Genomic DNA, 23,546 nt, shown 5'->3' with positions numbered 1-23,546 from the left:
TCCGTGCTGCCGCCCGCCCGGGTGGTGTGGGTGCTGCGGGCCGGGTTGGCCGGCACGGGCTGAGGGCGTGGGGCGGGGGTTATCGTGGCGGGCGCGCCGCGCGTCCGCGGCGCGCCCTTTCCGTCGCGCGGCCGAGCCGCGGACCGGCCCTGCACGCGCGGGGTGACCCCCACCTCGTCGTACTGAGGAGTACCGCATGGCCCGCCCCGTTCCGGGAGAGCTCACCTTCGTCGCCCCTCGCGGGGCCAAGAAGCCGCCCCGGCACCTCGCCGACATGACCCCGGCCGAGCGCCGTGAGGCGGTCGCCGCGATCGGAGAGAAGCCGTTCCGGGCCAAGCAGCTCTCCCAGCACTACTTCGCGCGGTACGCGCACGACCCGGCCGAGTGGACCGACATCCCCGCGGGCTCCCGGGAGAAGCTCCAGCAGGAGCTGCTGCCGGAGCTGATGAACGTCGTCCGGCACATCTCGTGCGACGACGACACCACCCGCAAGACCCTGTGGAAGCTGCACGACGGCACGCTCGTCGAGTCCGTGCTGATGCGCTACCCGGACCGGGTCACCATGTGCATCTCCTCGCAGGCCGGATGCGGCATGAACTGCCCGTTCTGCGCCACCGGCCAGGCCGGCCTGGACCGCAACCTCTCCACCGCCGAGATCGTGCACCAGATCGTCGACGGCATGCGCGCCCTGCGCGACGGCGAGGTCCCCGGCGGCCCGGCCCGCCTGTCGAACATCGTCTTCATGGGCATGGGCGAGCCGCTGGCCAACTACAACCGCGTGGTCGGCGCCATCCGCCGTCTCACCGACCCGGAGCCGGACGGCCTGGGCCTGTCGCAGCGCGGCATCACGGTCTCCACCGTCGGCCTGGTCCCGGCCATGCTGCGGTTCGCCGACGAGGGCTTCAAGTGCCGCCTCGCCGTCTCGCTGCACGCCCCCGACGACGAGCTGCGCGACACCCTGGTCCCCGTGAACACCCGCTGGAAGGTCCGCGAGGTCCTCGACGCGGCCTGGGAGTACGCCGAGAAGTCCGGCCGCCGGGTCTCCATCGAGTACGCCCTGATCCGTGACATCAACGACCAGGCCTGGCGCGGCGACCTCCTGGGCAAGCTGCTCAAGGGCAAGCGCGTCCACGTCAACCTGATCCCGCTGAACCCGACGCCGGGCTCGAAGTGGACCGCTTCGCGCCCGGAGGACGAGAAGGCCTTCGTGGAGGCCATCGCCCGCCACGGCGTGCCCGTGACCGTACGGGACACCCGCGGCCAGGAGATCGACGGCGCCTGCGGCCAGCTGGCCGCATCGGAGCGTTAGATTCCGGTTCAGCCGTCCACATTCGGCCACGGGGTACCCTGTGGCCGAACCAATTTCATATTCCGACAGGGGAGCGCCACAGCGCTGAGAGTGCGGCAACCGTCATCCGCAGACCCTCTGAACCTCGCCCCGGTCATTCGGGGTAGGAAGTTCGGTCACCACTCAAGCTGTTGCGCCCTGCCCGGCGTCCGCTCCCACAGAGCGCCGGGCAGGGCCGCGTCTTCTCCTGGACATCCCAGGAGGAATACACCAGTGAGCACCACCAGGAAGATCGCGGGCGCCGCGCTCGCGGCCGCGCTGGGCGTCACCACGCTCAGCGCCTGTGGCGGCGGCGACGCCAAGGACAAGGGCGCGGGCGCGAGCGAGGCCCCCAAGTCCAAGACCGTCACCCTCGTCTCCCACGACTCCTTCAACGTGACCGAAGCGGTCCTCAAGGAGTTCGAGCAGCAGAGCGGCTACACCGTAAAGGTCCTGAAGTCCGGCGACGCCGGCGCCGCCCTGAACCAGGAGATCCTCACCAAGGGCTCCCCGCGCGGTGACGTCTTCTTCGGCGTGGACAACACCCTCCTCTCGCGCGCCCTCGACAACGGCATCTTCACGCCGTACGAGGCCAAGGGCCTGGCCGGGGTGAAGCCCGAGTACCTGCTCGACAAGGAACACCGCGTCACCCCGGTCGACTCCGGTGACATCTGCGTCAACTACGACAAGGCGTACTTCGCCGACAAGAAGATCGCCCCGCCGCAGACGCTGGACGACCTGGTCAAGCCGGAGTACAAGAACCTGCTGGTCACCGAGAACGCCGCGACCTCCTCGCCCGGCCTCGGCTTCCTGCTCGCCTCCGTCGGCAAGTACGGCGAGGACGGCTGGAAGGACTACTGGAGCAAGCTCAAGGCCAACGGCGTCGAGGTCGTCGACGGCTGGGAGCAGGCCTACAACGAGCGCTTCTCCGGCTCGGCCGGCGGCAAGAAGGCCAAGGGCGACCGCCCGCTGGTCGTCTCCTACGCCTCCAGCCCGCCGGTCGAGGTGCTGTACGCCGACCCGCAGCCGGCCGAGGCCCCGACGGGCGTCGCCACCGGCACCTGCTTCCGGCAGGTCGAGTTCGCCGGTCTGCTGAAGGGCGCGAAGAACGAGGAGGGCGGCAAGGCCCTGATCGACTTCCTGATCGGCAAGAAGTTCCAGGAGGACATGCCGCTCCAGATGTTCGTGAACCCGGTGACGAAGGACGCTGCCCTGCCGGAGCTGTTCACGAAGCACGGTGTGGTGGTCGAGAAGCCCGAGAACGTGGCCCCGGAGACCATCGCCAAGAACCGTGAGCAGTGGGTCAAGGCATGGACCTCGCTCGTCGTGAAGTAAGCGGTACCAAGGAGCCGGGCGCGGCGCCGGGGGGCGCCGCGCCGGGTTCCGGCCCCGGCCCGGCCTTCGGCTCCGGTTCCGGTTCCGGCTCCGGTGGGGGCGGCCGGGCGACGGCCGTGCGGCTGGCCCTGATGGCCGTCCCGCTGGCGTTCTTCGGGCTGTTCTTCGCCTACCCCGTCACCGCGATCGTCGGACGCGGGCTCAAGACCGACGCCGGCTGGCAGCTCGGCCGCATCGGCGAGGTGATCACCCGTCCCGACATCGCCGGCGTGCTGTGGTTCACCACCTGGCAGGCGCTCGCCTCCACCGCGCTCACGCTGCTGATCGCGCTCCCCGGCGCGTACGTGTTCGCGCGCTTCGAGTTCCCCGGCAAGCAGCTGCTGCGGGCCGTGGTGACCGTTCCCTTCGTGCTGCCGACCGTGGTGGTCGGCACCGCCTTCCTCGCCCTGGTGGGACGCGGCGGGCTGATGGACGAACTGGTCGGCGTCCGGCTCGACACCACCGTCTGGGCGATCCTGCTCGCGCACGTCTTCTTCAACTACGCGGTCGTCGTCCGCACGGTCGGCGGGCTCTGGGCGCAGCTGGACCCGCGCCAGGAGGAAGCCGCCCGGGTGCTGGGCGCCGGCCGGTTCGCCGCCTGGCGGAGGGTGACGCTGCCCGCGCTGGCCCCGGCCGTGGCCGCCGCCTCGCTGATGGTGTTCCTGTTCACCTTCAGCTCCTTCGGCGTCGTACTGATCCTCGGCGGCCCCTCGTACTCCACCCTGGAGGTGGAGGTCTACCGGCAGACCGCGCAGCTCCTGGACCTGCCCACGGCCGCCGTGCTGACGATGGTTCAGTTCGCCGCGGTCGGCGTGATCCTCGCCGTGCACGCCTGGACCGTGCGCAGGCGCGAGACCGCGCTGCGGCTGGTCGATCCGGGCCGCACCACGCACCGGCCGCGCGGCCCGGCGCAGCGGGCCCTGCTCGGCGGGGTGCTGCTGACGGTGACCCTGCTGATCGTGCTGCCGCTCGGCGTGCTGGTGGAGCGCTCCTTCGACGCCCCCGGCGGGTACGGGCTCGGCTTCTACCGGGCGCTGCAGGACGCGGGCGCCGGCGGCGGAACGTTCCTGGTGCCGCCGCTGGAGGCGATCGGGAACTCCCTGCGGTACGCGCTCGCCGCCACCGCCATCGCGCTGGTCATCGGCGGGCTCGCCGCCGCGGCGCTGACCCGGCGCGCGGGCCGTCTCGTGCGCGGCTTCGACGCGCTGCTGATGCTCCCGCTGGGCGTCTCCGCCGTCACGGTGGGCTTCGGCTTCCTGATCACCCTGGACGAGCCGCCGCTGGACCTGCGGTCCTCGTGGATCCTGGTGCCGCTCGCGCAGGCGCTGGTCGGCGTGCCGTTCGTCGTACGGACCATGCTGCCGGTCCTGCGCGCGGTGGACGCTCGGCTGCGGGAGGCGGCCGCGGTCCTCGGCGCGTCGCCGCTGCGGGCCTGGCGGGAGGTGGACCTGCCGCTGGTGCGGCGGGCCCTGCTGATCGCGGCCGGCTTCGCCTTCGCCGTCTCGCTGGGGGAGTTCGGCGCGACCGTCTTCATCGCGCGACCGGACCAGCCGACGCTGCCGGTGGCCGTGGCGCGGCTGCTGGGGCGGGCCGGTGAGCTCAACTACGGGCAGGCGATGGCCCTGAGCACGATTCTGATGCTGGTGTGCGCGGTGTCCCTGCTGGTGCTGGAGCGACTGCGACCCGACAAGACCTCGGGAGAGTTCTGATGACACTGCTTCAGCTGGAAGACGTGTCGGTCCGCTTCGGTGAGCGCGCGGTCGTCGACTCCGTCGACCTGCAGGTGGCCGAGCACGAGATCGTGTGCGTGCTGGGACCGAGCGGAAGCGGCAAGTCCACCCTGCTGCGGGTCGTCGCCGGGCTCCAACGGGTCTCCGGGGGACGGGTGGTGCTGGGCGGGGCGGACCAGGCCGGCGTGCCCGTGCACCGGCGGGGCGTGGGCCTGATGTTCCAGGACCACCAGCTCTTCCCGCACCGGGACGTCGGCGGGAACGTCGCCTTCGGCCTGCGCATGCGGGGGCTCGCGCGCACCTCGTACGAGGCCCAGGTCGCGGAGCTGCTGGAGCTGGTCGGGCTCCCCGGAGCCCAGCGCCGGGCGGTGGCCTCCCTCTCCGGCGGCGAGCAGCAGCGGGTGGCGCTGGCCCGGGCCCTGGCGCCGTCGCCGCGACTGCTGATGCTGGACGAACCGCTGGGACAGCTGGACCGCGGGCTGCGCGAGCGGCTGGTGGTCGAGCTCCAGGGGCTGTTCTCCCGGCTCGGCACCACCGTGCTGGCGGTCACGCACGACCAGGGCGAGGCGTTCGCGCTGGCCGACCGGGTCGTGGTGATGCGGGACGGGCGGATCGCGCAGGCGGGGACCCCGCTGGAGGTGTGGCAGCGCCCGGCCTCGGAGTTCGTGGCGCGGTTCCTCGGCTTCGAGAACGTGGTCCCGGCGACCGTGTCCGGCCGTGCCGCCGCGACCGCGTGGGGCCGGATCCCCGTCCCGGCGGGCTCCCCGGAGGGGGCGCACCAGCTGCTGGTCCGCCCCTCCGGGGTGGTGCTCGCGGCCGCCGGCCTGGCCTGCGAGGTGGTCTCGCGGACCTTCCGCGGCACCCACGTCTCCCTCCGCCTGCGGCCGGAGGCGGGGCCGCAGCTGGAGGCGGAGTGCGGGCTGACCGCGGCGCCCGCGGCGGGCGACCGGGTCGCGGTCGCCTTCAGCCCGGCCGAGGTGGTCGTCCTGCCGGCGTCCTAGGCGGTGAGGATCTTGTCGCAGGCGATCGGGAGGTGGCGCGGGCCGCGCAGCACCGCGTTCTGGCGGTAGGGCGGCGGGTCCTCCAGCAGCCGGGGGTTCTGCAGCCTGCGGGCCAGCTCACTCAGCGCCAGCGCGGCCTCCAGCCGGGCCAGCGGCGCGCCGAAGCAGCTGTGGATGCCGCTGCCGAGGCCCAGGTGCTGCACGTCCGGGCGGTCCGGGTCGAAGCGGTCCGGATCCTTGAACCGGTGGGGGTCGCGGTTGCCGGAGGCCAGGATCAGCCAGAGCGGGGCGCCCTTGGGGATGGTCACCCCCGCCATCTCGATGTCGGCCAAGGGCGTGCGCTGGGGCAGCAGCTGCACCGGGGGCTCGTAGCGCAGCAGCTCCTCCACGATCGGGACGGACAGCGCCGGATCGGCGCGCAGCCGGTCCAGGACCTCCGGATGCCGCAGGAGGGTGAGCATGCCGTTCGTGATCAGGTTGACGGTGGTCTCGTGCCCGGCGATCAGCAGCAGCGCCGCGGTGCTCAGCACCTCCATCGTGCTCATGGCGCCGTCCGGTCCCTGCCCGGTCGCCAGCTCCGAGAGCATGTCCCCGGTGGGGTTCTTGTGCCGCTCCTCGATCAGCCCGGCCAGGTACATGCCGAGCTCCATGCGGGTGTCCTGCGTCTTCTTGGCCCGCTCGCCGGGATCGGCGTCCGGATCGGGGTCCAGACTCGCGGCGAGCGTGTCCGCCCAGACGTGGAACCGGGCCTCGTCCTCGGTCGGTATGCCCAGCAGCCGGCAGATCACCGTGACCGGGAAGGGGTAGGAGAACTCCTCGACCAGGTCGATCCGCCCCGGGTCGCCCTGCTCGGCGATGGTGTCGATCAGACCGGTGACGATGCCGCCCAGCTCGGCGCGCATGTCGTGGACGCGGTGCGGGGAGTGCGGCGGCCCGAAGGGGCGGTTCGTCATCCGGCGCAGCCGGTCGTGGTCGGGCGGGTCCAGCTTCAGGAAGGCCGGGGGCAGGGCCGCCTGGCCCTCCTCCTCGTCCCCCTCGTTCAGCAGGTCGCCGGTGGTCGACGACAGGTTGCGGGAGTCGGAGCTGATCCGCGGATCGTGCAGCAGGCTCTTGATCTCGTGATAGGTGCTGACGACGTACGGTCCGTCCCCGTCGTGGAACACCGGCCCGGTCTTGCGGAGCTCCTCGTACAGGGGATACGGGTTGGCCCGGCTGGAGTAGTCGAGGATCTGCCGCAGGATGCCTTCAGTCATGAGAGGTCCTCGTGCTCAGTTGTGCGCCGGCGTGAACGTCATCCGCCGGTCGGCCGGTGAGTAGCCGCTCAGGGTGATGGTCGGGCCGTGCGTCGGCACCGACGGGTCGGGGAAGTCCGCGTCCAGCGCCTTGTGCCCCTCGCTCCTGCGGTCCACCGTCGTGTAGGGCGGCGGGAACGGAGCGGTCTGCTCGATCTGCTGCTCGTAGAAGTCCAGCCAGCGGCACTGGTCGAAGGTGACGGCGCCGATGACGCGCCCCTGGTAGCCGTAGACCGCGGCGAACCTGCGCTCGGCGAGCGACCCCTGGGTGATGAGGATCTCGGATCCCATCGAGGGCACCCCGACCGACTTGATGTTCACCCCGAACTGGGAGGACCAGAAGGCCGGAACCCACACGTGCGGGCGGCGGTCCATGCTCTCGCTGAGCATGTTGTGCGCCGCCGTCTCGGCCTGGGCGACGGCGTTGCCCCAGTGCTCCAGGGACAGGAACTGGTACCCGAACAGCGCGTGCGGGGAACGTGCCACGTCACCCGCCACATAGATGTCGTCGGTGACGATGCCCCAGATGTTGAAGGCCCGGCAGCCCGCGTCGCAGGCGATGCCCCGCGGGCCCGCGCCCAGTCCGGAGCCCGCCAGCCATTCGGTGTTGCGCTGGGCGCCGAGCCCCACGATCACGACGTCGGCCTCCAGGACGCTGCCGTCCGACAGGTGGGCGGCGCGCACCTGGCCCGAGGAGTCGCCCTCCAGGGCGGTGACCATGATCCCGGTCCGCAGATCCACGCCGTTATCGCGGTGCATCCCGGCCGCGACCTCGCCGATCACCCCGCCCAGGGCCCCGACCAGGGGGCCGGCGCCGCGCTCGGCGACCGTGACGGGCAGGTCCCGCTCCCGGCATGCGGAGGCGATCTCGGAGCCGGTGAACCCGGCCCCGATGACCAGCACCCGGCGCGGTCCGGAGGAGAGCCGCCGCTCCAGGGCCACGCCGTCGTCCCGGGTGCGCAGGGTGAAGACGCCCTCCAGGGCCCCCTCCTCCTCGTTCGGCCACGGACGGGCCCGGACCCCGGTGGCGATCAGCAACCTGTCGTACTCGACCTCGTCCCCGTCGGCGAGCCTGACCCGCCTGGCCGCCATGTCCAGACCGGTGGCGGGTACGCCGAGCCGCCACTTGGCGTCGATGTCCCGGCGGCGGGGGAGGGCCGTACGGTCCGCGGTCGCCTTGCCCAGCAGGACCTGCTTGGACAGCGGGGGCCGGTCGTACGGTTCGTAGGGCTCGTCGCCGATCATCGTGAGGGAGCCGGCGAAGCCCTTCTCGCGCATGGTCTCGGCGGCCCGCAGGCCGGCGAGGGAAGCGCCCACGACCACGATGCGGCCTTCGCGCTTGAGCCGCTCCAGGGCTGAGTCACCGCTCACCACGCGCCTCCGCGGTCGAGAGGGAACCGTTCATCGCGTCCAGCAGGATGGCCCTGACGGGGCAGGCGTGGACGGCGCGGACGACGTTCTCGCGGTGCTCCTCGTCGGGCTGCGGGTTGTACAGGAGGGACTCGTCGCCGTGCATGGCGAACACGTCCGGGGCGAGGAACGCGCACTGGGCGTAGCCCTGACAGCGGTTGAGGTCCACGACAAGTCTCATGAGGCGTCAGCCCTTCCGTGACCTGGTCACCCCCGCTACCGACCGGCCCCGAGACCCCCGAGCCCCACCCCTGACTCTCCTCCCAGCATGCACGCGACGGCCACCCGGCGCCCGTCGGGACGCGGGCGCGGCCGCGGGCGGACCTCAGGCAGTGCGGCGCACCCCCGTCCGCAGCACGTGGAGGCTCACGACCAGCACCCAGAACGGGAAGACCAGCTCGGACCAGGGCACGCCGGGAGCGACGACGAGCAGCACCAGCCCCGTGACGAGGCCCAGGGCGGCGAGCGGGCGCGGGAAGACGCCGAGCCGGCGCCCGATGGTGGAGGTCGTGAAGACGAACACGGCCGCCATCCGCATCGCGTAGGTCGCGAGGACCGTGTACGCGAAGGGACGGCCGAAACCGGAGGGCGGCGTGGCCTCCTCCAGTACCGTCCCCGCGGCCGCGGCGGCGACGAACAGGGTGGCGGTGAACACGAACCCGCTGCCCAGGAAGACCGTCGCGACGAACCGGTCCTCCGTCTCGCCCGCGTGCGCCCGCAGCGCCCCCATGAACCACAGGAAGAAGATCCCGGCGAACGGGACGATCTCCAGCGCCAAGCGCACGGCCCAGCGGTCCCCCTCGTCTACGGGGGCGTCGGCCGGGCTCCCCGAGGGAATGGCGATCCGCATCAGCACGATGGCCGCGGCCAGCAGCACCGCGAAGACGACCCCGGCCATCCCTGCGGCCCGGGGCGTCCGCATCCGCGTCGTGGTGGAGGACTCCATGCCTCCAGCAGGCGGCAGCCGCGGCGCCCCCGCCACCCCGCGGACCCGGGGGAGTGAACCGGCGACTCCACCGGACCTGTCTGGGCGCCGGATCAGGGAACCGGCACCGGCTCCGGAGCCTCGGCCTGCGCGCCCTCGTGCTTGCCGTACCAGGCGACCGCCACCGCTCCCGTGACGGCCATGACGAAGCCGGCGGCCGCCAGCCAGGCCAGCCCCGGGCGGGAGGCGTCGCCGAGCCACAGGACGCCGATCGCGCCGGGCAGGACGGTCTCGCCGACGACCAGGGCCGCCGTCGCCCCGTTCACCGAGCCGATCTGGAGGGCCACCGTGTGCAGGTACATGCCGCCGACGCCCGCCAGGAGGATGGCGTAGAGGGCCGGGTCGGACAGCAGCGTGCCGAGGTCGAAGGGGTCGACGCCGTCCAGGATCCGCACGCCGACGCCCAGCGCGCCGAAGCCCAGACCCGACAGCAGACCCGCCAGGATCGCCGCCCCGCCGCCGAGCAGCCGTACGGCCACCGTGCCGCCCACCATCAGCAGCAGCGTGATCCCCAGCAGCCACGAGTGCGTGGACATCGGGGCGTGGTGGCCGCCCTCGTGGCCCGCCGCCGTCGCCAGCAGCACCAGCGCCGTGCAGACGACCCCGATCGAGGTCCACTCCTTCCGGCTCAGCCGGATGCCCAGCATCTTCACGCTCAGCACGGCCGTGATCACCAGGTTCGCGCTGATCACCGTCTGGGAGAGGAACAGGGGGAGCAGCCGGGCCGCCAGCGCGCCGAGGCCGAAGCCCACGAAGTCCAGGATGGTGCCGACGATGAACTCCCAGGTCATCGCGGCTTTGGCGGTGGACGACAGATTCGGGCCGCCGTGCGCCGTCACCCCGGCCGAGGCCGGGGACATCCGGGCGGCGCGGCGCGATCCGACGGCCTGCAGCACGGATCCCGTGCCGTAGCAGATGGACGCCGCGACAGCGGTCAGCAGTCCTATGAGCACCGAGGGCTCCGTTCACGTCTGGCAGGTTTTGCGTACCTCTGCCAGACGTGCGAACGGGCCGGGAAGTTGCCTCCGGAGGTCAGACCATTGCCGCGAGGGCGTCCGGGACCTCGTCCACGGAGTCCACCAGGGCGATCCGGGACTCCATCGCCCGGCCGCGCGCCAGTGCCCGCAGCAGCGGCCAGGCCGGGAGGTGCTCGGTCCAGTGGGCCCGGTCGACGAGGACCATCGGCGCCGGCTCGCCCCGCGACGCGTAGTAGTTCGGCGTCGCGCTGTCGAAGATCTCCTGGACCGTGCCCGCCGCGCCCGGCAGGAACACCACGCCCGCGGTGGACCGGGCCAGCAGGCCGTCCTCCCGGGTGGCGTTCGCGAAGTACTTGCCGAGGTGCTCCGCGAAGGCGTTCGGCGGCTCGTGTCCGTAGAACCACGTCGGAATGCCCACCGAATCGCCGCCGTCGGGCCAGCGCTCCCGTACGGCGAAGGCCGCCCGGGCCCACTCGGACACCGACGGCGCGAAGGACGGGGCCTTGGCCAGCAGCTCCAGGGCCTCCGGGAGGGCCCCGTCCGGGGCAGGGGCCAGGTAGGCGCCGAGGTTCGCGGCCTCCATCGCGCCGGGGCCGCCGCCGGTGGCGACCATGAGCCCGGACCGGGTCAGCGCCCGGCCCAGCTGCGCCGCGCCGAGGTACTCCGTACCGCCGCGGGCCATGGCGTGGCCGCCCATCACGCCCACCACCGGGACGCCGGCGAGGTGCTCGTCGAGGGCGTCGGAGATGGCGTCGTCGTGGATGGAGCGCAGCATCGAGGAGAAGATGTCGCCGTCGGACTTGGTCTCCTGGAACCAGGCGTAGGCCTGGGCGTCCGGGGTGGCCTCGTAGCCGCCGGGCAGCCCCGCGAACAGTTCCTCGGGCGTGTAGAGCAGACCGCGGTAGGGGTTGAACGGCAGGTCGGGGACGGGCGGGAAGACCAGGGCGCCGTCGGCGCGGACCTTCGCCGCGGCGTCGGGCTCCATCGCGCAGCCCAGGAACACGGTCGCCGAGGTGTCGGCGGACAGCAGGGCGAACGTCCGTTCCAGCAGGTTGACCGACTGGATCCGGTAGCCGCTGAGCGAGCCGCGGGCTGCGACCCGGTCGAATTCGGCGAGCGTCTCGATCTCGGTGTCGATGTATCCGTTGACCATTCGCCTCACCCTAAGCGCTGCCCGCGTCAGCGGGTCAGCGCCAGGGACGTCAGCTGTGCCACACCCCAGCTGAGCGGCACGCACACGGCCACCAGAGCGACGGCCTGCACACCCACGGCCGTACGCAGGATCCCGGCCGGAGCGCCCATGCCGAGCAGCGCATCGCGGTCGGCGGCGCGGCTCTGGCGGATCTCCACCGCGGATGTGAGAAGGGTCGCGCCGGCGCACGCGGCGACCAGGGCCGCGGCCGGTCCGGTCAGCGCGCCCAGCGGGACGAGCGCCCCGCCCCGGCCGGGCAGGGTCAGCGCGGTCAGGGCGCCCGCGGCGACCGCGCACAGCACCCCGAGGGACGGGCCGAGTCGGGGCGCCTCCTGCTGCAGGGCCCGGCCGGCCAGCAGCCGGAGCGCGCCCGGCCGGACCGCCTGCACCAGCGCCCCGCAGGCGTACGCCACGCCCGGCCCGGCGAGGGCGAGGCCGACGGCGGTGAGCGACCAGCCGGCGAGCATGCCGGGACCTTCGTGCCCCGCGTAGGCCTCCACCGCGAGCCCGCACGCGGTCAGGGCGATGCCCCAGGGCAGCCCGGTCTGCGGGGCGGGCGTGCGCCGGCGCAGGGCGCAGGCGGTGGCGGCCGAGGCCGTCAGCGGGATCAGGGCCAGCAAGGTGAGGGCGGCGGCCACGGGCAGCGGCCGGCCGGCGTGGAGCAGTCGGGCCCGGGCGCCGTCGAAGGGCAGCCCGCTCAGGTCGCCCCGCAGGTGGAGGAAGGCGGCCAGGGCGAGGGCGGCGCCCAGGGTGCACGCGACGGCGGTGGAGATCGCCGCGACCAGGGTGAGCCGTACGGGCCCCAGCCCGGCGACGTCCAGCCCGTCCCGGGGCCGGGTCGCCGGGTCGGTCCGGGCCACGGCGGCGGCGAACCGCGCGGTGAAGGCGAGCGGGACCAGGGCCCACAGCAGGCGGGGGAACGATCCGGCGGGTCGCGCCACCGCCTCCGCGAGCACGTACAGCAGCAGGAACCCGGTGGCGGCCGAGGCGGCGGCGACGAGCAGCCGGCGCAGCTGGACCAGCGGCCGGGAGCCCCGGGTTAGGCGGAGAGCGAGCACGCGGCCTGGCCCTCCGTGGTGTCGGGCCCGGGGGAGGCGAGGGCTCCGGCGGCAGCGGCGGTCCGGCCGTCGAGCAGGGCCAGCCTGCGGTCGGCGGTGGCCGCGGTCTCCTCGTCGTGGGTGGCCAGCAGCACGGTGATCCCGTGGGAGCGGGCCGCAGTGGTCAGCGTACGGAGCAGCAGGGCGCGCTCGGTCCGGTGCAGCGGGGCCGTGGGCTCGTCGGCGAAGATCACCGCGGGCAGGCTGACCAGGGCCCGGGCCAGGGCCACGCGCTGGGACTCGGCGCGGTTGAGGGAGCCGGGCCGCTTGCGGGCGAAGCCGCCGATGTCGAGGCGGTCCAGCCATTCGCAGGCGGCGTGCTTGGCGTTGCGGTGCGAGGCGCCGGCCATCAGCAGCGGCAGGGCCGCGTTCTCCCAGACCTTCAGCTCGGGCAGGAGCTGCGGCTCGGGGCCGATCCAGCCGAACCGGTCGCGGCGCAGCCGTTCGCGGGAGAGGGACCCCATGGTGTGCACGGGGACGCTGTTGAACCAGACCTCGCCCTGGTCGGGCCGCAGCCGTCCGGACAGGCAGTGCAGCAGGGTGGTCTTGCCGCTGCCGCGCGGGCCGGTCAGGGCCAGGATCTCGCCCTGGCGGACTCCTGCGGAGACACCGATCAGGCCGGGCGATCCGCTGTGGGAGTAGTGAAGGGACCGTGCCCAGAGCAGATCTTCCTGAGGCGGGGGAGTGTCTGGATGGGCCTTGTCCGGTGGAGCCACCATGGCGTACACCTCCGTCCGGGGGAACGAAGCAGAGCCCGCTGAAGTCACTGGCGCCGCACTGAGATGTAAAGAGATGAACGTCTTGGATGGTGACAGCACACGGCCCGGACCCCCGCGTTCTCACTCGAACGGAGGCTCCGGGCCATGTGGTTGGACCATTGCGGCCCGGGACGATTTAAAGCCTGGTCCGGCGGCTGTTTAGAGCTTGGTCCACGCCTCGGTGAGCACCGAGCGCAGGATCCCCTCGATCTCGTCGAAGGTGCCCTGGTCCGCGATCAGCGGCGGGGCCAGCTGGATGACCGGGTCGCCTCGGTCGTCGGCCCGGCAGTACAGGCCGCTGTCGAAGAGCGCCTTGGAGAGGAAGCCGTAGAGCACGCGCTCCGTCTCCTCGTCCGTGAAGGACTCCTTGGTGACCTTGTCCTTGACGAGCTCGATGCCGTAGAAGTAGCCGTTGCCGCGGACGTCGCCGACGATCGGCAGGTCGAGCAGCTTCTCCAGCGTCGCGCGGAAGGCGTCCTCGTTGTCCAGCACGTGCTGGTTGAGGCCTTCCTTGTCGAAGATGTCGAGGTTGGCGATCGCCACCGCCGAGGACACCGGGTGCCCGCCGAAGGTGTAGCCGTGCAGGAAGGTGTTGTCACCCTTGTAGAACGGCTCGGCGATGCGGTCCGAGACGATGCAGGCACCGATCGGGGAGTAGCCCGAGGTCATGCCCTTGGCGCAGGTGATCATGTCCGGGACGTAGCCGAACTTGTCACAGGCGAACATCGTGCCGAGGCGGCCGAAGGCGCAGATCGTCTCGTCGGAGACGAGCAGGACGTCGTACTCGTCGCAGATCTCGCGGACGCGCTGGAAGTAGCCGGGCGGCGGCGGGAAGCAGCCACCGGCGTTCTGCACCGGCTCCAGGAAGACGGCGGCGACGGTGTCGGCGCCCTCGAACAGGATCTCCTGCTCGATCTGGTCGGCGCACCAGCGGCCGAAGGCCTCGGGGTCGTCGCCGTAGATCGGGGCGCGGTAGATGTTGGTGTTCGGCACCTTGTGCGTACCGGGGACCAGCGGCTCGAAGGGGGCCTTCAGGGCCGGCAGACCGGTGATGGACAGGGCGCCCTGCGGGGTGCCGTGGTAGGCGACCGCACGCGAGATGACCTTGTACTTGGTGTGCTTGCCCTGCAGCTTGAAGTACTGCTTGGCGAGCTTCCACGCGGTCTCGACGGCCTCGCCGCCACCAGTGGTGAAGAAGACCTTGTTCAGGTCGCCGGGGGCGTAGTCGGCGAGGCGCTCGGCGAGCTCGACGGCCTTGGGGTGCGCGTACGACCAGACGGGGAAGAACGCGAGTTCCTGGGCCTGCTTGTAGGCGACCTCGGCCAGCTCCTTGCGGCCGTGACCGGCGTTGACCACGAACAGTCCGGCGAGACCGTCCAGGTAGCGCTTGCCCTTGTCGTCGAAGATGTAGGTGCCCTCACCCCGCACGATGGTGGGGACGGGGGCGTTCTCGTACGACGACATGCGGGTGAAGTGCATCCACAGGTGGTCGTACGCGGTCTTGGAGAGGTCTTGGCTCACGGGCTATCGAGTTCCCCACATGTAGGTCTGCTTCTTCAGCTTCAGGTAAACGAAGCTTTCGGTTGATCGCACGCCGGGGAGCGTGCGGATCTTCTTGTTGATCGTCTCGAGCAGGTGGTCGTCGTCCTCACAGACGATCTCCACCATCAGGTCGAACGATCCTGCGGTCATCACCACGTATTCGCACTCCGCCATTGCGGTGAGTGCGTCGGCGACCGGGTCGAGGTCTCCCTCGACGTTGATGCCGACCATTGCCTGGCGTCGCAGGCCCACGGTGAGCGGGTCGGTGACGGCGACGATCTGCATGACGCCCTGGTCGAGCAGCTTCTGCACGCGCTGGCGTACGGCCGCTTCGGACAGGCCGACGGCCTTGCCGATCGCTGCGTAGGGACGGCGCCCGTCCTCCTGCAGTTGCTCGATGATCGCCAGGGACACAGCATCGACCGAAGGGGACGGTTGTCTGTTCCTGGAATCTGCGCTTCGACTGACCACGACCACACTGTGCACGAGGAGTCGTCTGTTCCGCAAGACGGAATCAATGAAATCCGTTGTTTGACGTCGTGGATCTCACTGATTTCGTAGTTCATGGTGTCCGGCTCTGTCGAAAGCGTCCGCCGAGGGGCTACGCTTGGGTGGCAGTCTCAATCGATGGACATGTGATCAGGAGTGTGGCTGGAGTGACCACGGAACTGCGTCGTCTGCGCAACTACATCGGCGGGGAGTTCAAGGACGCCGCTGACGGGCGGACCACCGAGGTGGTCAACCCCGCCACCGGCGAGGTGTACGCCACCGCCCCGCTCTCGGGGCAGGCCGATGTCGACGCCGCCATGGCCGCCGCCGCGGCCGCGTTCCCGGGCTGGCGCGACACCACGCCCTCGGACCGCCAGAAGGCCCTGCTCAAGATCGCGGACGCCTTCGAGGCGCGCGCGGACGAGCTCGTCGCCGCCGAGTCCGAGAACACCGGCAAGCCGCTGGCCCTGACGGCCAGCGAGGAGCTGCCGCCGATGGTGGACCAGATCCGCTTCTTCGCGGGTGCCGCCCGTCTGCTCGAAGGCCGCTCGGCCGGCGAGTACATGGAGGGGATGACCTCGATCATCCGCCGTGAGCCGGTCGGCGTATGCGCCCAGGTCGCGCCCTGGAACTACCCGATGATGATGGCCGTGTGGAAGTTCGCCCCGGCGATCGCCGCGGGCAACACCGTGGTCCTCAAGCCCTCGGACACCACCCCGGCCTCCACCGTCCTGATGGCGGAGATCATCGACTCGATCCTGCCCAAGGGCGTCTTCAACGTCGTGTGCGGCGACCGCGAGACCGGCAAGGCGATGGTCGAGCACTCCACCCCGGCGATGGCCTCCATCACCGGCTCGGTGCGCGCGGGCATGCAGGTCGCCGAGAGCGCCTCGAAGGACGTCAAGCGCGTCCACCTGGAGCTCGGCGGCAAGGCCCCGGTCGTGGTCTTCGAGGACGCCGACATCGCCAAGGCCGTCGAGGACATCGCGGTCGCGGGCTACTTCAACGCCGGCCAGGACTGTACGGCCGCCACCCGCGTGCTCGTGCACGAGTCGATCCACGACGAGTTCGTGACCGCGCTCGCCAAGGCCGCCGCCGACACCAAGACCGGCCAGCCCGACGACGAGGACGTGCTGTACGGCCCGCTGAACAACCCGAACCAGCTCAAGCAGGTCGCGGGCTTCATCGAGCGCCTCCCCGCCCACGCCAAGGTCGAGGCGGGCGGCCACCAGGTCGGCGACAAGGGCTACTTCTACGCCCCGACCGTCGTCTCCGGCCTCAAGCAGGACGACGAGATCATCCAGAACGAGGTCTTCGGCCCCGTCATCACCGTCCAGTCCTTCTCCACCGAGTCCCAGGCCGTGGAGTACGCGAACGGCGTCGAGTTCGCCCTCGCCTCCTCCGTGTGGACCAAGGACCACGGCCGCGCGATGCGGATGTCCAAGAACCTCGACTTCGGCTGCGTGTGGATCAACACCCACATCCCGCTCGTCGCCGAGATGCCGCACGGCGGCTTCAAGAAGTCCGGCTACGGCAAGGACCTCTCCGCCTACGGCTTCGAGGACTACACGCGCATCAAGCATGTGATGACCTCGCTCGACGGCTGATCGGCCGCATCGATCACAGCAGGGCCCTGAAGGGGCGGGCAGTAGACAACATGTCTATTGCCCGCCCCTCCGCGTTCCCCGAGGCTGAGGCCATGCCTGAACTCGCCTTTTCCCGCCGCGCCGCGCTGCGCGGCCTCGGTGCCGCGGGCCTGCTGGCCACCCTCGCCGGCTGCGGGGTGCCCGCCGCCTACGTGCCCGAGGAACGGCGGCAGGCCGCGGACCGCTCCGAGCGTGACCGGAGCGTCGCCTTCTCCAACTGGCCGCTGTACATCGACACCGACGAGGAGGACGAGGAGCGCCGCCCCACCCTCGACGCCTTCTCGAAGCGCACCGGGATCGAGGTCCGCTACACCGAGGAGATCAACGACAACGACGAGTTCTTCGGCAAGGTCAGCCCGGCCCTGATGAACCACCAGGAGACCGGCCACGACCTGGTCGTCGTCAGCGACTGGATGGCCGCCCGCTTCGTCCACCTGGGCTGGGCCCAGAAGATGGACCGCTCGGCGCAGTCCAACGTGGCCGAGTACCTGGACCCGCAGCTGCGGTCCCCCGCCTTCGACGAGGGCCGGCTGCACACCGTCCCCTGGCAGTCGGGGATCACCGGCATCGCCTACAACCGCAAGGCGCTGGGCCGGGAGATCAAGTCGGTCGCGGACCTGTGGCGGCCGGACCTGGCGGGCAAGGTCACCCTCTTCTCCGGCCTCGACGAGTCCTTCGCCCTGCTGATGCAGGGCAACGGCGTGGACGTCACCCGCTGGACCGAATCCGACTTCCACCGGACGTGCGACCAGGTCGAGGAACTGGTGCGCAGGAAGCACATCCGCCGCTTCACCGGCAACGACTACACCTCCGATCTGAGCAAGGGCGACGTCCTGGCCTGCCAGGCCTACTCCGGGGACGCCATCCAACTGCGGGCCGACAACCCGGACATCGAGTTCGTCGTCCCGGAGGAGGGGGCCGAGCTCTGGGCGGAGAGCCTGCTCGTCCCCAACCTCGCCCGCCACAAGGCCAATGCCGAGGCCCTGATCGACCACTACTACGCCCCCGAGGTGGCCGCGGAGCTCGCCGCCTCCGTCAACTACGTGTGCCCGGTCCCGGCCGCCCGCGAGGTCCTGGCCGCCTCCGATGACAAGGGGACCGCCGAACTCGCCGAGAATCCGCTGATCTTCCCCGACGACGCGATGCGCAAGCGGCTCGTCGTGGCCCGGGACATCTCCTCCGCCGAACGCCGGTCCCTCGCCCAGCGCTGGAACGCGATCGTCGGACTGTGATCACGGTCCGGCAACGGAATTGAACATGTTCAGCAATTTGGCTGAACGTGTTCAGAAAGCTGCGTAGGCTCCCTCCCATGAGCGAGAGAAGCGCCCTTCAGCGGCGGATCCGTGCCTGGCTGGTCCTGTTCATCGTCTGCCTGGTCCTCAGCGGCCTCACCGCCTTCCCCCTGGTCAGCGAACTCCACTGGGCCAACGCCCTGATGGACAACGTCTGGCTGCGGCGGGTCGGCGACGGCCTGGACCAGGCCGACGCGGACTACCCCTTCCTCCTCTACGGCACCGACTGGCTCGCCTTCGCCCACCTCGTCATCGCCGTCTTCTTCTACGGGGTCCACCGCGATCCGGTCCGCAACATATGGATCGTCGAGGCCGGCATGATCGCCTGCGCCGGCGTGATCCCCCTGGCCCTGATCTGCGGCCCGATCCGGGGCATCCCCTTCTGGTGGTCGGTCATCGACATGTCCTTCGGAGTCTTCGGGGTGATCCCCCTGCTGGTGCTCCGCCGCATGATCAAGCGGCTTGAGGCCCTGCCGGCCTGACACCGCCTACTTGGCGAAGGCGGCCAGCACGATGCCGAGGGCCACCGGATTCATGTCCTCGCCCTTGGCGTTCGTGGAGTTGACCGAGTAGACCAGGCTGCGGGAGAGGTCGCGGGTCGCGCCTATCGCGGTGTTGTAGCCGTACCGGCCGCCCGTCTTGCCCCAGGCCTCCGTGCCGTCCGGCAGGACCAGCCGGGACAGGCCCGCCGTCATCGTCGCGTCCTTCCCGTTGAGGAAGTTCTTCACCGCGGGCACCGTGAACATCTCCTCCAGCTGGGCCTTCGGCACGATCCGCCCGCTGAACAAGGCCGTGGTGAACCGCTCCAGATCGGCCGTGGTCGAGATGATGTCCCCCGCCGCCCACCGGCCGGAGGAGTTCCACTCGGTCACGTCCCGCAGCTCCCGGGAGCCGTCCGCCTGCGCTATCGCCTGGTAGCCCCGGTTGTGCGGACCGTGGATCTTCGTCTGCGTCCGGGCCGGGAACGAGGTCTGACGCAGACCCAGCGGCCGCAGAACCCGCCGGCCGACCGCCTCCTCGTACGAGGTGCCCGTCACCTTCTCGATGAGCACGCCCAGCACCATGTAGTTGATGTTCAGGTAGTGCTGGGCCGAGCCCGGGGTGAACTCCGGCTTCTTCGCGAAGGCATCGGCCAGCTGATCGTGCGGGTCGGTCACATCGAAACGGTGCTCCCACTGCGCCTCGAACGACTCGCCCGGGCCGTCCGCCGCAGGTATGCCGCTGGTGTGGTTGAGCAACTGCCGGACGGTGACCGTGCCGTAGGCGTCGGGGACCGTCCCGGGCAGGTACCACTGGGCCGGCCTGTCCAGATCCACCCGGCCCTCGGCCGCCAGCTGGAGCACCACAGCCGCGGTGAAGGTCTTGGTCACCGACCCGGCCCGGAACCGCCCCTGCTCGACGGCCTCCCGCCCGGTGGTGATGTCGGCGACGCCGGAACTCCCGCGCCAGCTGCCGCTCGTACCGCCCACCCGGACCAGCGCGGCCGTCGCGTCCTTGTGCCCCGCCCCGAGGCCGGCGATCGCCCGCTCCAGTGCCGCGGCGTTGGGCGGGGTCGAGACGATCGGCGCGGTGACCGCCGCCGCCGCGGGAACCGGAGCGGCCTGTGCGGCGACGGGTCCGGACGCGATGCCCAGAACCAGGGCGGCGGCGATCAGCGTGCGCGTGCGAGCCTTCATGATGGGATCCCCCTCTGAATCCACCGGGCCACTGCGGCCCCGATGACTCAATGCTGCCGGTGCGAGGGGTAGTTGCGGATCACCACTGAGAGGGGTCTTCACCGGTACGACAACTCACCGGCCAGAGGGAGGCGACACGCCGTCCCTCACTCCGCAGAGGGAGTACCCGCAGCGATCAGGCCCGTCTCGTACGCGCAGATGACCGCCTGGATCCGGTCCCGCAGCCCCAGCTTCGCCAGCACGTTCCCCACGTGCGACTTCACCGTGTGCTCGCTCACCACCAGCGCCGCCGCGATCTCCGCGTTCGACAGCCCCCGCCCCAGGTGCAGCAGCGTCTCCCGCTCCCGCGCCGTCAGCACCTCCAGCCGGTCCGCCGGGAGCGCGGGCCGCGCCGCCCCCGTCACCGCCGTGTACTCCTCGATCAGCCGCCGCGCCACCGACGGCGCCAGCAGCGACTCGCCCGCCGCCACCACCCGCACCGCGTGCACCAGGTCGTCCCGCCGCACGTCCTTCAGCAGGAAGCCGCTCGCCCCCGCGTGCAGCGCCTCGTACACGTACTCGTCCGAATCGAAGGTCGTCAGCATCACCGTGCGGCACCCGCTCTCGGCGGAGATCGTCCGGCACGCCTCGATCCCGTCCAGCACCGGCATCCGGATGTCCAGCAGCGCCACGTCGGGCGAGAGCCGGCGCACCGCCTCCACCGCCGCCGCGCCGTCCCCGGCCTCCGCCACGACCTCGATGTCCTCCTGGACGTCGAGGATCATCGCGAACCCGCTGCGCACCAGCTCCTGGTCGTCGGCCACCACCACACGGATCGTCAACTGCCCACCTCCAGCGGTGAGGTTACAAGCACGACCCGTACCGAGAACCCCCGGCCGTCCGGCCCCGGACCCGCCTGCGCCGTTCCGCCGTGCGCCGCCGCCCGCTCGCGGATGCCGATCAGCCCGTGGCCGCCCGAAGCACCGCCCGGCCCCCGCCCGTCGTCCGTCACCGTCACCGTCAGGGCCTGGGCCCCGTACTCCAGGCGCACGACCACCGCCGAAGCCGCGGCGTGCTTCACCACGTTGGTCAGCGCCTCCTGCACCACCCGGTGCACCGTCGCCCCCAGCGCGGCCGGCAGCTCGCGGACCGTGCCCGTCGGCTCGTAGGACACCCGCAGCCCGCTGGTCCGTACCCGGTCCACGAGCTCCGGCAATTCGGCGATCCCCGGCTGCGGGCGCCTCGGGGCGGCCTCGTCGGTGCGCAGCACGCCCAGCATCGCGCGCAGCTGCGCCATCGCGTCGCGCCCCGTGTCCGCGATCGCGTCGAAGGCGGCCTCGGCCCGCTCGGGGGCCCTGCGCACGGCGACCGGTCCGGCCTCCGCCTGCACGATCATGATGCTGACGGCGTGCGAGAGGATGTCGTGCATCTCCCGGGCGATCCGGGCCCGTTCGCGTGCCGCGGCCTGCTCCGCCTCGATCCGGTTGGCCCGCTCCAGCTCGGCGGCCCGCGCTTCGACGGCCTCGGTATAGGCCTGCCGCGTGTGCTGGAGCCGTCCCAGGGCGTAGGCCGCCCCCGAGACGAAGAGGGTGAACAGGAGCTCCCGCGCCGTCCCCGTCTCCCAGCCCACCGACAGGGCGACCACCAGCACGCTGACGAGGCCCACGGCCGCCCGGACCCGGGGGGCGCACTGCAGGGCGACCGTATAGAAGGCGATGAGGCCCGCGTACGGCAGCGGCTGGCCCGGCCCGTCGACGGCGACCTTGTAGATCCCCCCGGCGACCAGGATCGCCGCGAGCACGGGCACCGGTGCCCGGCGCCGCCAGATCAGCGGCAGCACGGCGAGCGTGGTGATGCCGTACGAGGCCCAGGTCGCGGCCGGCAGGTCGGGCGACCGGGGCACGACGAACGGCATGGTGACGGCCAGCTGCACCAGCAGGGTCAGGGCCAGGTCCTGCCACCGGGGGCCGGCGGCGCGGATCCCGTCCCTGAACGTGCGTATCACCGGCCGAGCTCGGCCCGTACGGCGGTCAGCGCGTCCACGCGGTTCGTCGTGATCGAGTCGACCCCCGCCCTGACGAGCCCGCGCATCGTCCGCTTCGTGTCCGCGGTCCACGCCGAGACCAGCAGGCCGTCCCGGTGCAGGGCGTCCGTCAGCTCCCGGCTGACCAGACCGAAGCGGTAGTTGAGCCAGCGCGGGGTCACGGCGTCGATCAGCACCCGGCGCGGCGGCGACAGCGTGGTCCAGGTCAGCGCGATCTCCGCGCCCGGATCGGCGGCGCGGACCGCCAGCATGGTGTCCGGGCCCGCGCAGTAGTACGTGCGCTCGCGCGCCCCGCACTCGCGGACCAGGTCGACGACCGTCCGGACCGACTCGGCGCTCGCGCCCGGCAGGTCGATCATCACCCGGCCCGCCCCGGCCGCCATCAGGGCGTCGCGCAGCGTCGGGATCCCACCCTCCGTCAACTCCCTGAGCTGTGGGGCCGTGACGGCGTCGAGCCGCACGTCATGGCCCCACAGCCGTTCGAGCGTCTCGTCGTGGAGGAGGACCGGCACCCCGTCGCGGGTCAGCCGTACGTCGATCTCCACCGCGTCCGCCCCGAGTGCGAAGGCGGAGCGGATCGAGAAGAGGGTGTTCTCACGGACGCGGTAGGGATCGCCGCGGTGGGCGACGGCAGTCAGGGTGCTCATGGCCCCATTCTCGGGGCTGCCCGGATCAAGGGGACGTCAGCGCGCGAGCCACTGCTCCGTGTACGCGTCGATCTCCCCGGTGAGCTTCGCCTTGCCCGCCGGGTCCAGGAAGGAGGCCTCGACCGCGTTCTTGGCGAGCTGCGCGAGACCGCGCTCGTCGAGGTCCAGGAGGCGGGCGGCCACCGCGTACTCGTTGTTGAGGTCGGAGCCGAACATCGGCGGGTCGTCGCTGTTGATGGTGACGAGCACACCCGCGGCCACCATCTCCTTGACCGGGTGGCGGTCGAGGTCCGTCACCGCGCGCGTGGCGATGTTGGAGGTCGGGCAGACCTCCAGGGCGATGCGGTGCTCGGCGAGGTAGGCGAGGAGCTCCGGGTCCTGGGCGGCGCTGGTGCCGTGGCCGATGCGCTCGGCGCCGAGCTCGCGGATGGCGTCCCAGACCGTCTCGGGGCCGGTGGTCTCGCCGGCGTGCGGCACGCTGTGCAGGCCGGCGGCCCGGGCCCGGTCGAAGTACGGCTTGAACTGCGGGCGCGGCACGCCGATCTCGGGGCCGCCGAGGCCGAAGGAGACCAGGCCCTCGGGGCGCAGGTCGACGGCGAGGCGGGCGGTCTCGGCCGCGGCCTCCAGGCCGGCCTCGCCGGGAATGTCGAAGCACCAGCGCAGGATGACGCCGAGTTCGGCCTCGGCCGCCTTGCGGGCGTCCTCGATGGCCTCCATGAAGGCCTTCTCGTCGATGCCGCGGCGGGTGGAGGAGTACGGGGTGATGGTCAGCTCGGCGTAGCGGATGTTCTGCCGCTCCATGTCACGGGCGACCTCGAAGGTCAGGGTGCGTACGTCGTCGGGGGTGCGGACCAGGTCGACGACCGACAGGTAGACCTCGATGAAGTGCGCGAAGTCGGTGAAGGTGAAGTAGTCGGCGAGGGCCTCGGGGTCGGTGGGGACCTTCGAGTCGGGGTGCCGGGAGGCGAGCTCGGCGACGATGCGAGGCGATGCCGAGCCGACGTGGTGGACGTGGAGTTCCGCCTTGGGCAGCCCCGCGATGAAGGGGTGCAGGTCGGTCATGAGGATGCCTCCGGGAGGACGCGCGT

At 71.6% G+C, this 23,546-nt stretch carries 22 protein-coding genes and 1 riboswitch; of the genes, 7 read left to right on the top strand and 15 right to left on the bottom strand.

Annotated features, from left to right (window positions below):
* Positions 1–196 precede the first annotated feature (196 nt).
* The 4 genes from rlmN (at position 197) to ACFTXQ_RS19885 (ending at position 5,432) form a co-directional block, all read left to right on the top strand.
* On the top strand, positions 197–1,309 hold the full coding sequence (rlmN, locus tag ACFTXQ_RS19900; RefSeq protein WP_382642458.1) for a 23S rRNA (adenine(2503)-C(2))-methyltransferase RlmN: 1,113 nt from the start codon (positions 197–199) through the stop codon (positions 1,307–1,309).
* Between the two features lie 57 nt (positions 1,310–1,366).
* Positions 1,367–1,476, top strand: a riboswitch (TPP riboswitch).
* Between the two features lie 85 nt (positions 1,477–1,561).
* A complete protein-coding gene (locus tag ACFTXQ_RS19895) occupies positions 1,562–2,662 on the top strand; it encodes a thiamine ABC transporter substrate binding subunit (RefSeq protein WP_382642456.1) in 1,101 nt (366 codons plus the stop codon).
* 131 nt (positions 2,663–2,793) lie between these two features.
* A complete protein-coding gene (locus ACFTXQ_RS19890) occupies positions 2,794–4,410 on the top strand; it encodes an ABC transporter permease (protein WP_382642509.1) in 1,617 nt (538 codons plus the stop codon).
* A complete protein-coding gene (locus ACFTXQ_RS19885; protein ID WP_382642454.1) occupies positions 4,410–5,432 on the top strand; it encodes an ABC transporter ATP-binding protein in 1,023 nt (340 codons plus the stop codon). The genes ACFTXQ_RS19890 and ACFTXQ_RS19885 overlap by 1 nt, the downstream gene beginning before the upstream one ends.
* Here ACFTXQ_RS19885 and ACFTXQ_RS19880 read toward each other — a convergent pair.
* The 10 genes from ACFTXQ_RS19880 to ACFTXQ_RS19835 form a co-directional block, all read right to left on the bottom strand.
* On the bottom strand, positions 5,429–6,685 hold the full coding sequence (locus ACFTXQ_RS19880) for a cytochrome P450 (RefSeq protein WP_382642452.1): 1,257 nt from the start codon (positions 6,683–6,685) through the stop codon (positions 5,429–5,431). The two genes, ACFTXQ_RS19885 and ACFTXQ_RS19880, sit on opposite strands and share 4 nt — an antisense overlap.
* Before the next feature lie 15 nt (positions 6,686–6,700).
* Positions 6,701–8,095 carry an NAD(P)/FAD-dependent oxidoreductase gene (locus ACFTXQ_RS19875; RefSeq protein WP_382642450.1) on the bottom strand — a complete coding sequence of 465 codons (1,395 nt, stop codon included), beginning with the start codon at positions 8,093–8,095 and terminating at the stop codon, positions 6,701–6,703.
* Positions 8,085–8,315, bottom strand: coding sequence for a ferredoxin (locus tag ACFTXQ_RS19870; RefSeq protein WP_382642448.1), 231 nt, complete (start codon positions 8,313–8,315; stop codon positions 8,085–8,087). Before ACFTXQ_RS19870 ends, ACFTXQ_RS19875 begins: the two co-directional genes overlap by 11 nt.
* A gap of 144 nt (positions 8,316–8,459) precedes the next feature.
* Positions 8,460–9,080: a hypothetical protein gene (locus ACFTXQ_RS19865; protein WP_382642446.1), complete on the bottom strand. Its 621-nt coding sequence runs from the start codon at positions 9,078–9,080 to the stop codon at positions 8,460–8,462.
* 92 nt (positions 9,081–9,172) lie between these two features.
* Positions 9,173–10,072 (bottom strand): hypothetical protein, encoded by a 900-nt coding sequence (locus ACFTXQ_RS19860; protein WP_382642444.1) that lies wholly within the window; start codon positions 10,070–10,072, stop codon positions 9,173–9,175.
* 79 nt (positions 10,073–10,151) lie between these two features.
* On the bottom strand, positions 10,152–11,249 hold the full coding sequence (locus ACFTXQ_RS19855) for an LOG family protein (RefSeq protein ID WP_382642442.1): 1,098 nt from the start codon (positions 11,247–11,249) through the stop codon (positions 10,152–10,154).
* A gap of 26 nt (positions 11,250–11,275) precedes the next feature.
* Positions 11,276–12,346, bottom strand: coding sequence for a hypothetical protein (locus tag ACFTXQ_RS19850; RefSeq protein WP_382642440.1), 1,071 nt, complete (start codon positions 12,344–12,346; stop codon positions 11,276–11,278).
* Complete coding sequence (locus ACFTXQ_RS19845; RefSeq protein ID WP_382642438.1) at positions 12,328–13,104, bottom strand: ABC transporter ATP-binding protein; 777 nt, start codon at positions 13,102–13,104, stop codon at positions 12,328–12,330. The genes ACFTXQ_RS19850 and ACFTXQ_RS19845 overlap by 19 nt, the downstream gene beginning before the upstream one ends.
* A gap of 198 nt (positions 13,105–13,302) precedes the next feature.
* Positions 13,303–14,664: an aspartate aminotransferase family protein gene (locus ACFTXQ_RS19840; RefSeq protein WP_382642436.1), complete on the bottom strand. Its 1,362-nt coding sequence runs from the start codon at positions 14,662–14,664 to the stop codon at positions 13,303–13,305.
* Between the two features lie 3 nt (positions 14,665–14,667).
* Positions 14,668–15,171 (bottom strand): Lrp/AsnC family transcriptional regulator, encoded by a 504-nt coding sequence (locus tag ACFTXQ_RS19835; RefSeq protein WP_382642435.1) that lies wholly within the window; start codon positions 15,169–15,171, stop codon positions 14,668–14,670.
* Between the two features lie 170 nt (positions 15,172–15,341).
* On the opposite strand from ACFTXQ_RS19835, the gene ACFTXQ_RS19830 reads away from it, so the two are divergent.
* The 3 genes from ACFTXQ_RS19830 to ACFTXQ_RS19820 all read left to right on the top strand — a co-directional run bounded on the left by ACFTXQ_RS19830 (position 15,342) and on the right by ACFTXQ_RS19820 (position 18,594).
* Positions 15,342–16,781: a gamma-aminobutyraldehyde dehydrogenase gene (locus ACFTXQ_RS19830; protein ID WP_382642434.1), complete on the top strand. Its 1,440-nt coding sequence runs from the start codon at positions 15,342–15,344 to the stop codon at positions 16,779–16,781.
* Positions 16,782–16,873: 92 nt separating this feature from the next.
* The gene (locus ACFTXQ_RS19825) at positions 16,874–18,052 is read left to right on the top strand and encodes a PotD/PotF family extracellular solute-binding protein (protein ID WP_382642432.1); all 1,179 of its coding nucleotides are present in this window, start codon (positions 16,874–16,876) and stop codon (positions 18,050–18,052) included.
* 77 nt (positions 18,053–18,129) lie between these two features.
* On the top strand, positions 18,130–18,594 hold the full coding sequence (locus ACFTXQ_RS19820; RefSeq protein ID WP_382642430.1) for a hypothetical protein: 465 nt from the start codon (positions 18,130–18,132) through the stop codon (positions 18,592–18,594).
* Positions 18,595–18,600: 6 nt separating this feature from the next.
* On the opposite strand, the gene ACFTXQ_RS19815 is transcribed toward ACFTXQ_RS19820, so the two are convergent.
* The 5 genes from ACFTXQ_RS19815 to ACFTXQ_RS19795 all read right to left on the bottom strand — a co-directional run bounded on the left by ACFTXQ_RS19815 (position 18,601) and on the right by ACFTXQ_RS19795 (position 23,520).
* Complete coding sequence (locus ACFTXQ_RS19815; protein ID WP_382642428.1) at positions 18,601–19,788, bottom strand: serine hydrolase domain-containing protein; 1,188 nt, start codon at positions 19,786–19,788, stop codon at positions 18,601–18,603.
* Positions 19,789–19,934: 146 nt separating this feature from the next.
* Positions 19,935–20,609, bottom strand: a complete 675-nt coding sequence (locus ACFTXQ_RS19810; protein ID WP_382642426.1) for a response regulator — start codon at positions 20,607–20,609, stop codon at positions 19,935–19,937.
* On the bottom strand, positions 20,606–21,682 hold the full coding sequence (locus ACFTXQ_RS19805) for a sensor histidine kinase (protein WP_382642506.1): 1,077 nt from the start codon (positions 21,680–21,682) through the stop codon (positions 20,606–20,608). Before ACFTXQ_RS19805 ends, ACFTXQ_RS19810 begins: the two co-directional genes overlap by 4 nt.
* Positions 21,683–21,768: 86 nt before the next feature.
* Positions 21,769–22,458 (bottom strand): glycerophosphodiester phosphodiesterase, encoded by a 690-nt coding sequence (locus tag ACFTXQ_RS19800; protein WP_382642424.1) that lies wholly within the window; start codon positions 22,456–22,458, stop codon positions 21,769–21,771.
* Positions 22,459–22,494: 36 nt separating this feature from the next.
* Positions 22,495–23,520 (bottom strand): adenosine deaminase, encoded by a 1,026-nt coding sequence (locus tag ACFTXQ_RS19795; RefSeq protein ID WP_382642422.1) that lies wholly within the window; start codon positions 23,518–23,520, stop codon positions 22,495–22,497.
* Positions 23,521–23,546 lie beyond the last annotated feature (26 nt).

This window comes from Streptomyces sp. NPDC057010 (assembly GCF_042673805.1).
Classification (GTDB): Bacteria; Actinomycetota; Actinomycetes; order Streptomycetales; family Streptomycetaceae; genus Streptomyces.
The sequence above is the reverse complement of the archived record's forward strand: the minus strand, read 5'-3'. Positions and strand labels throughout refer to the sequence as shown.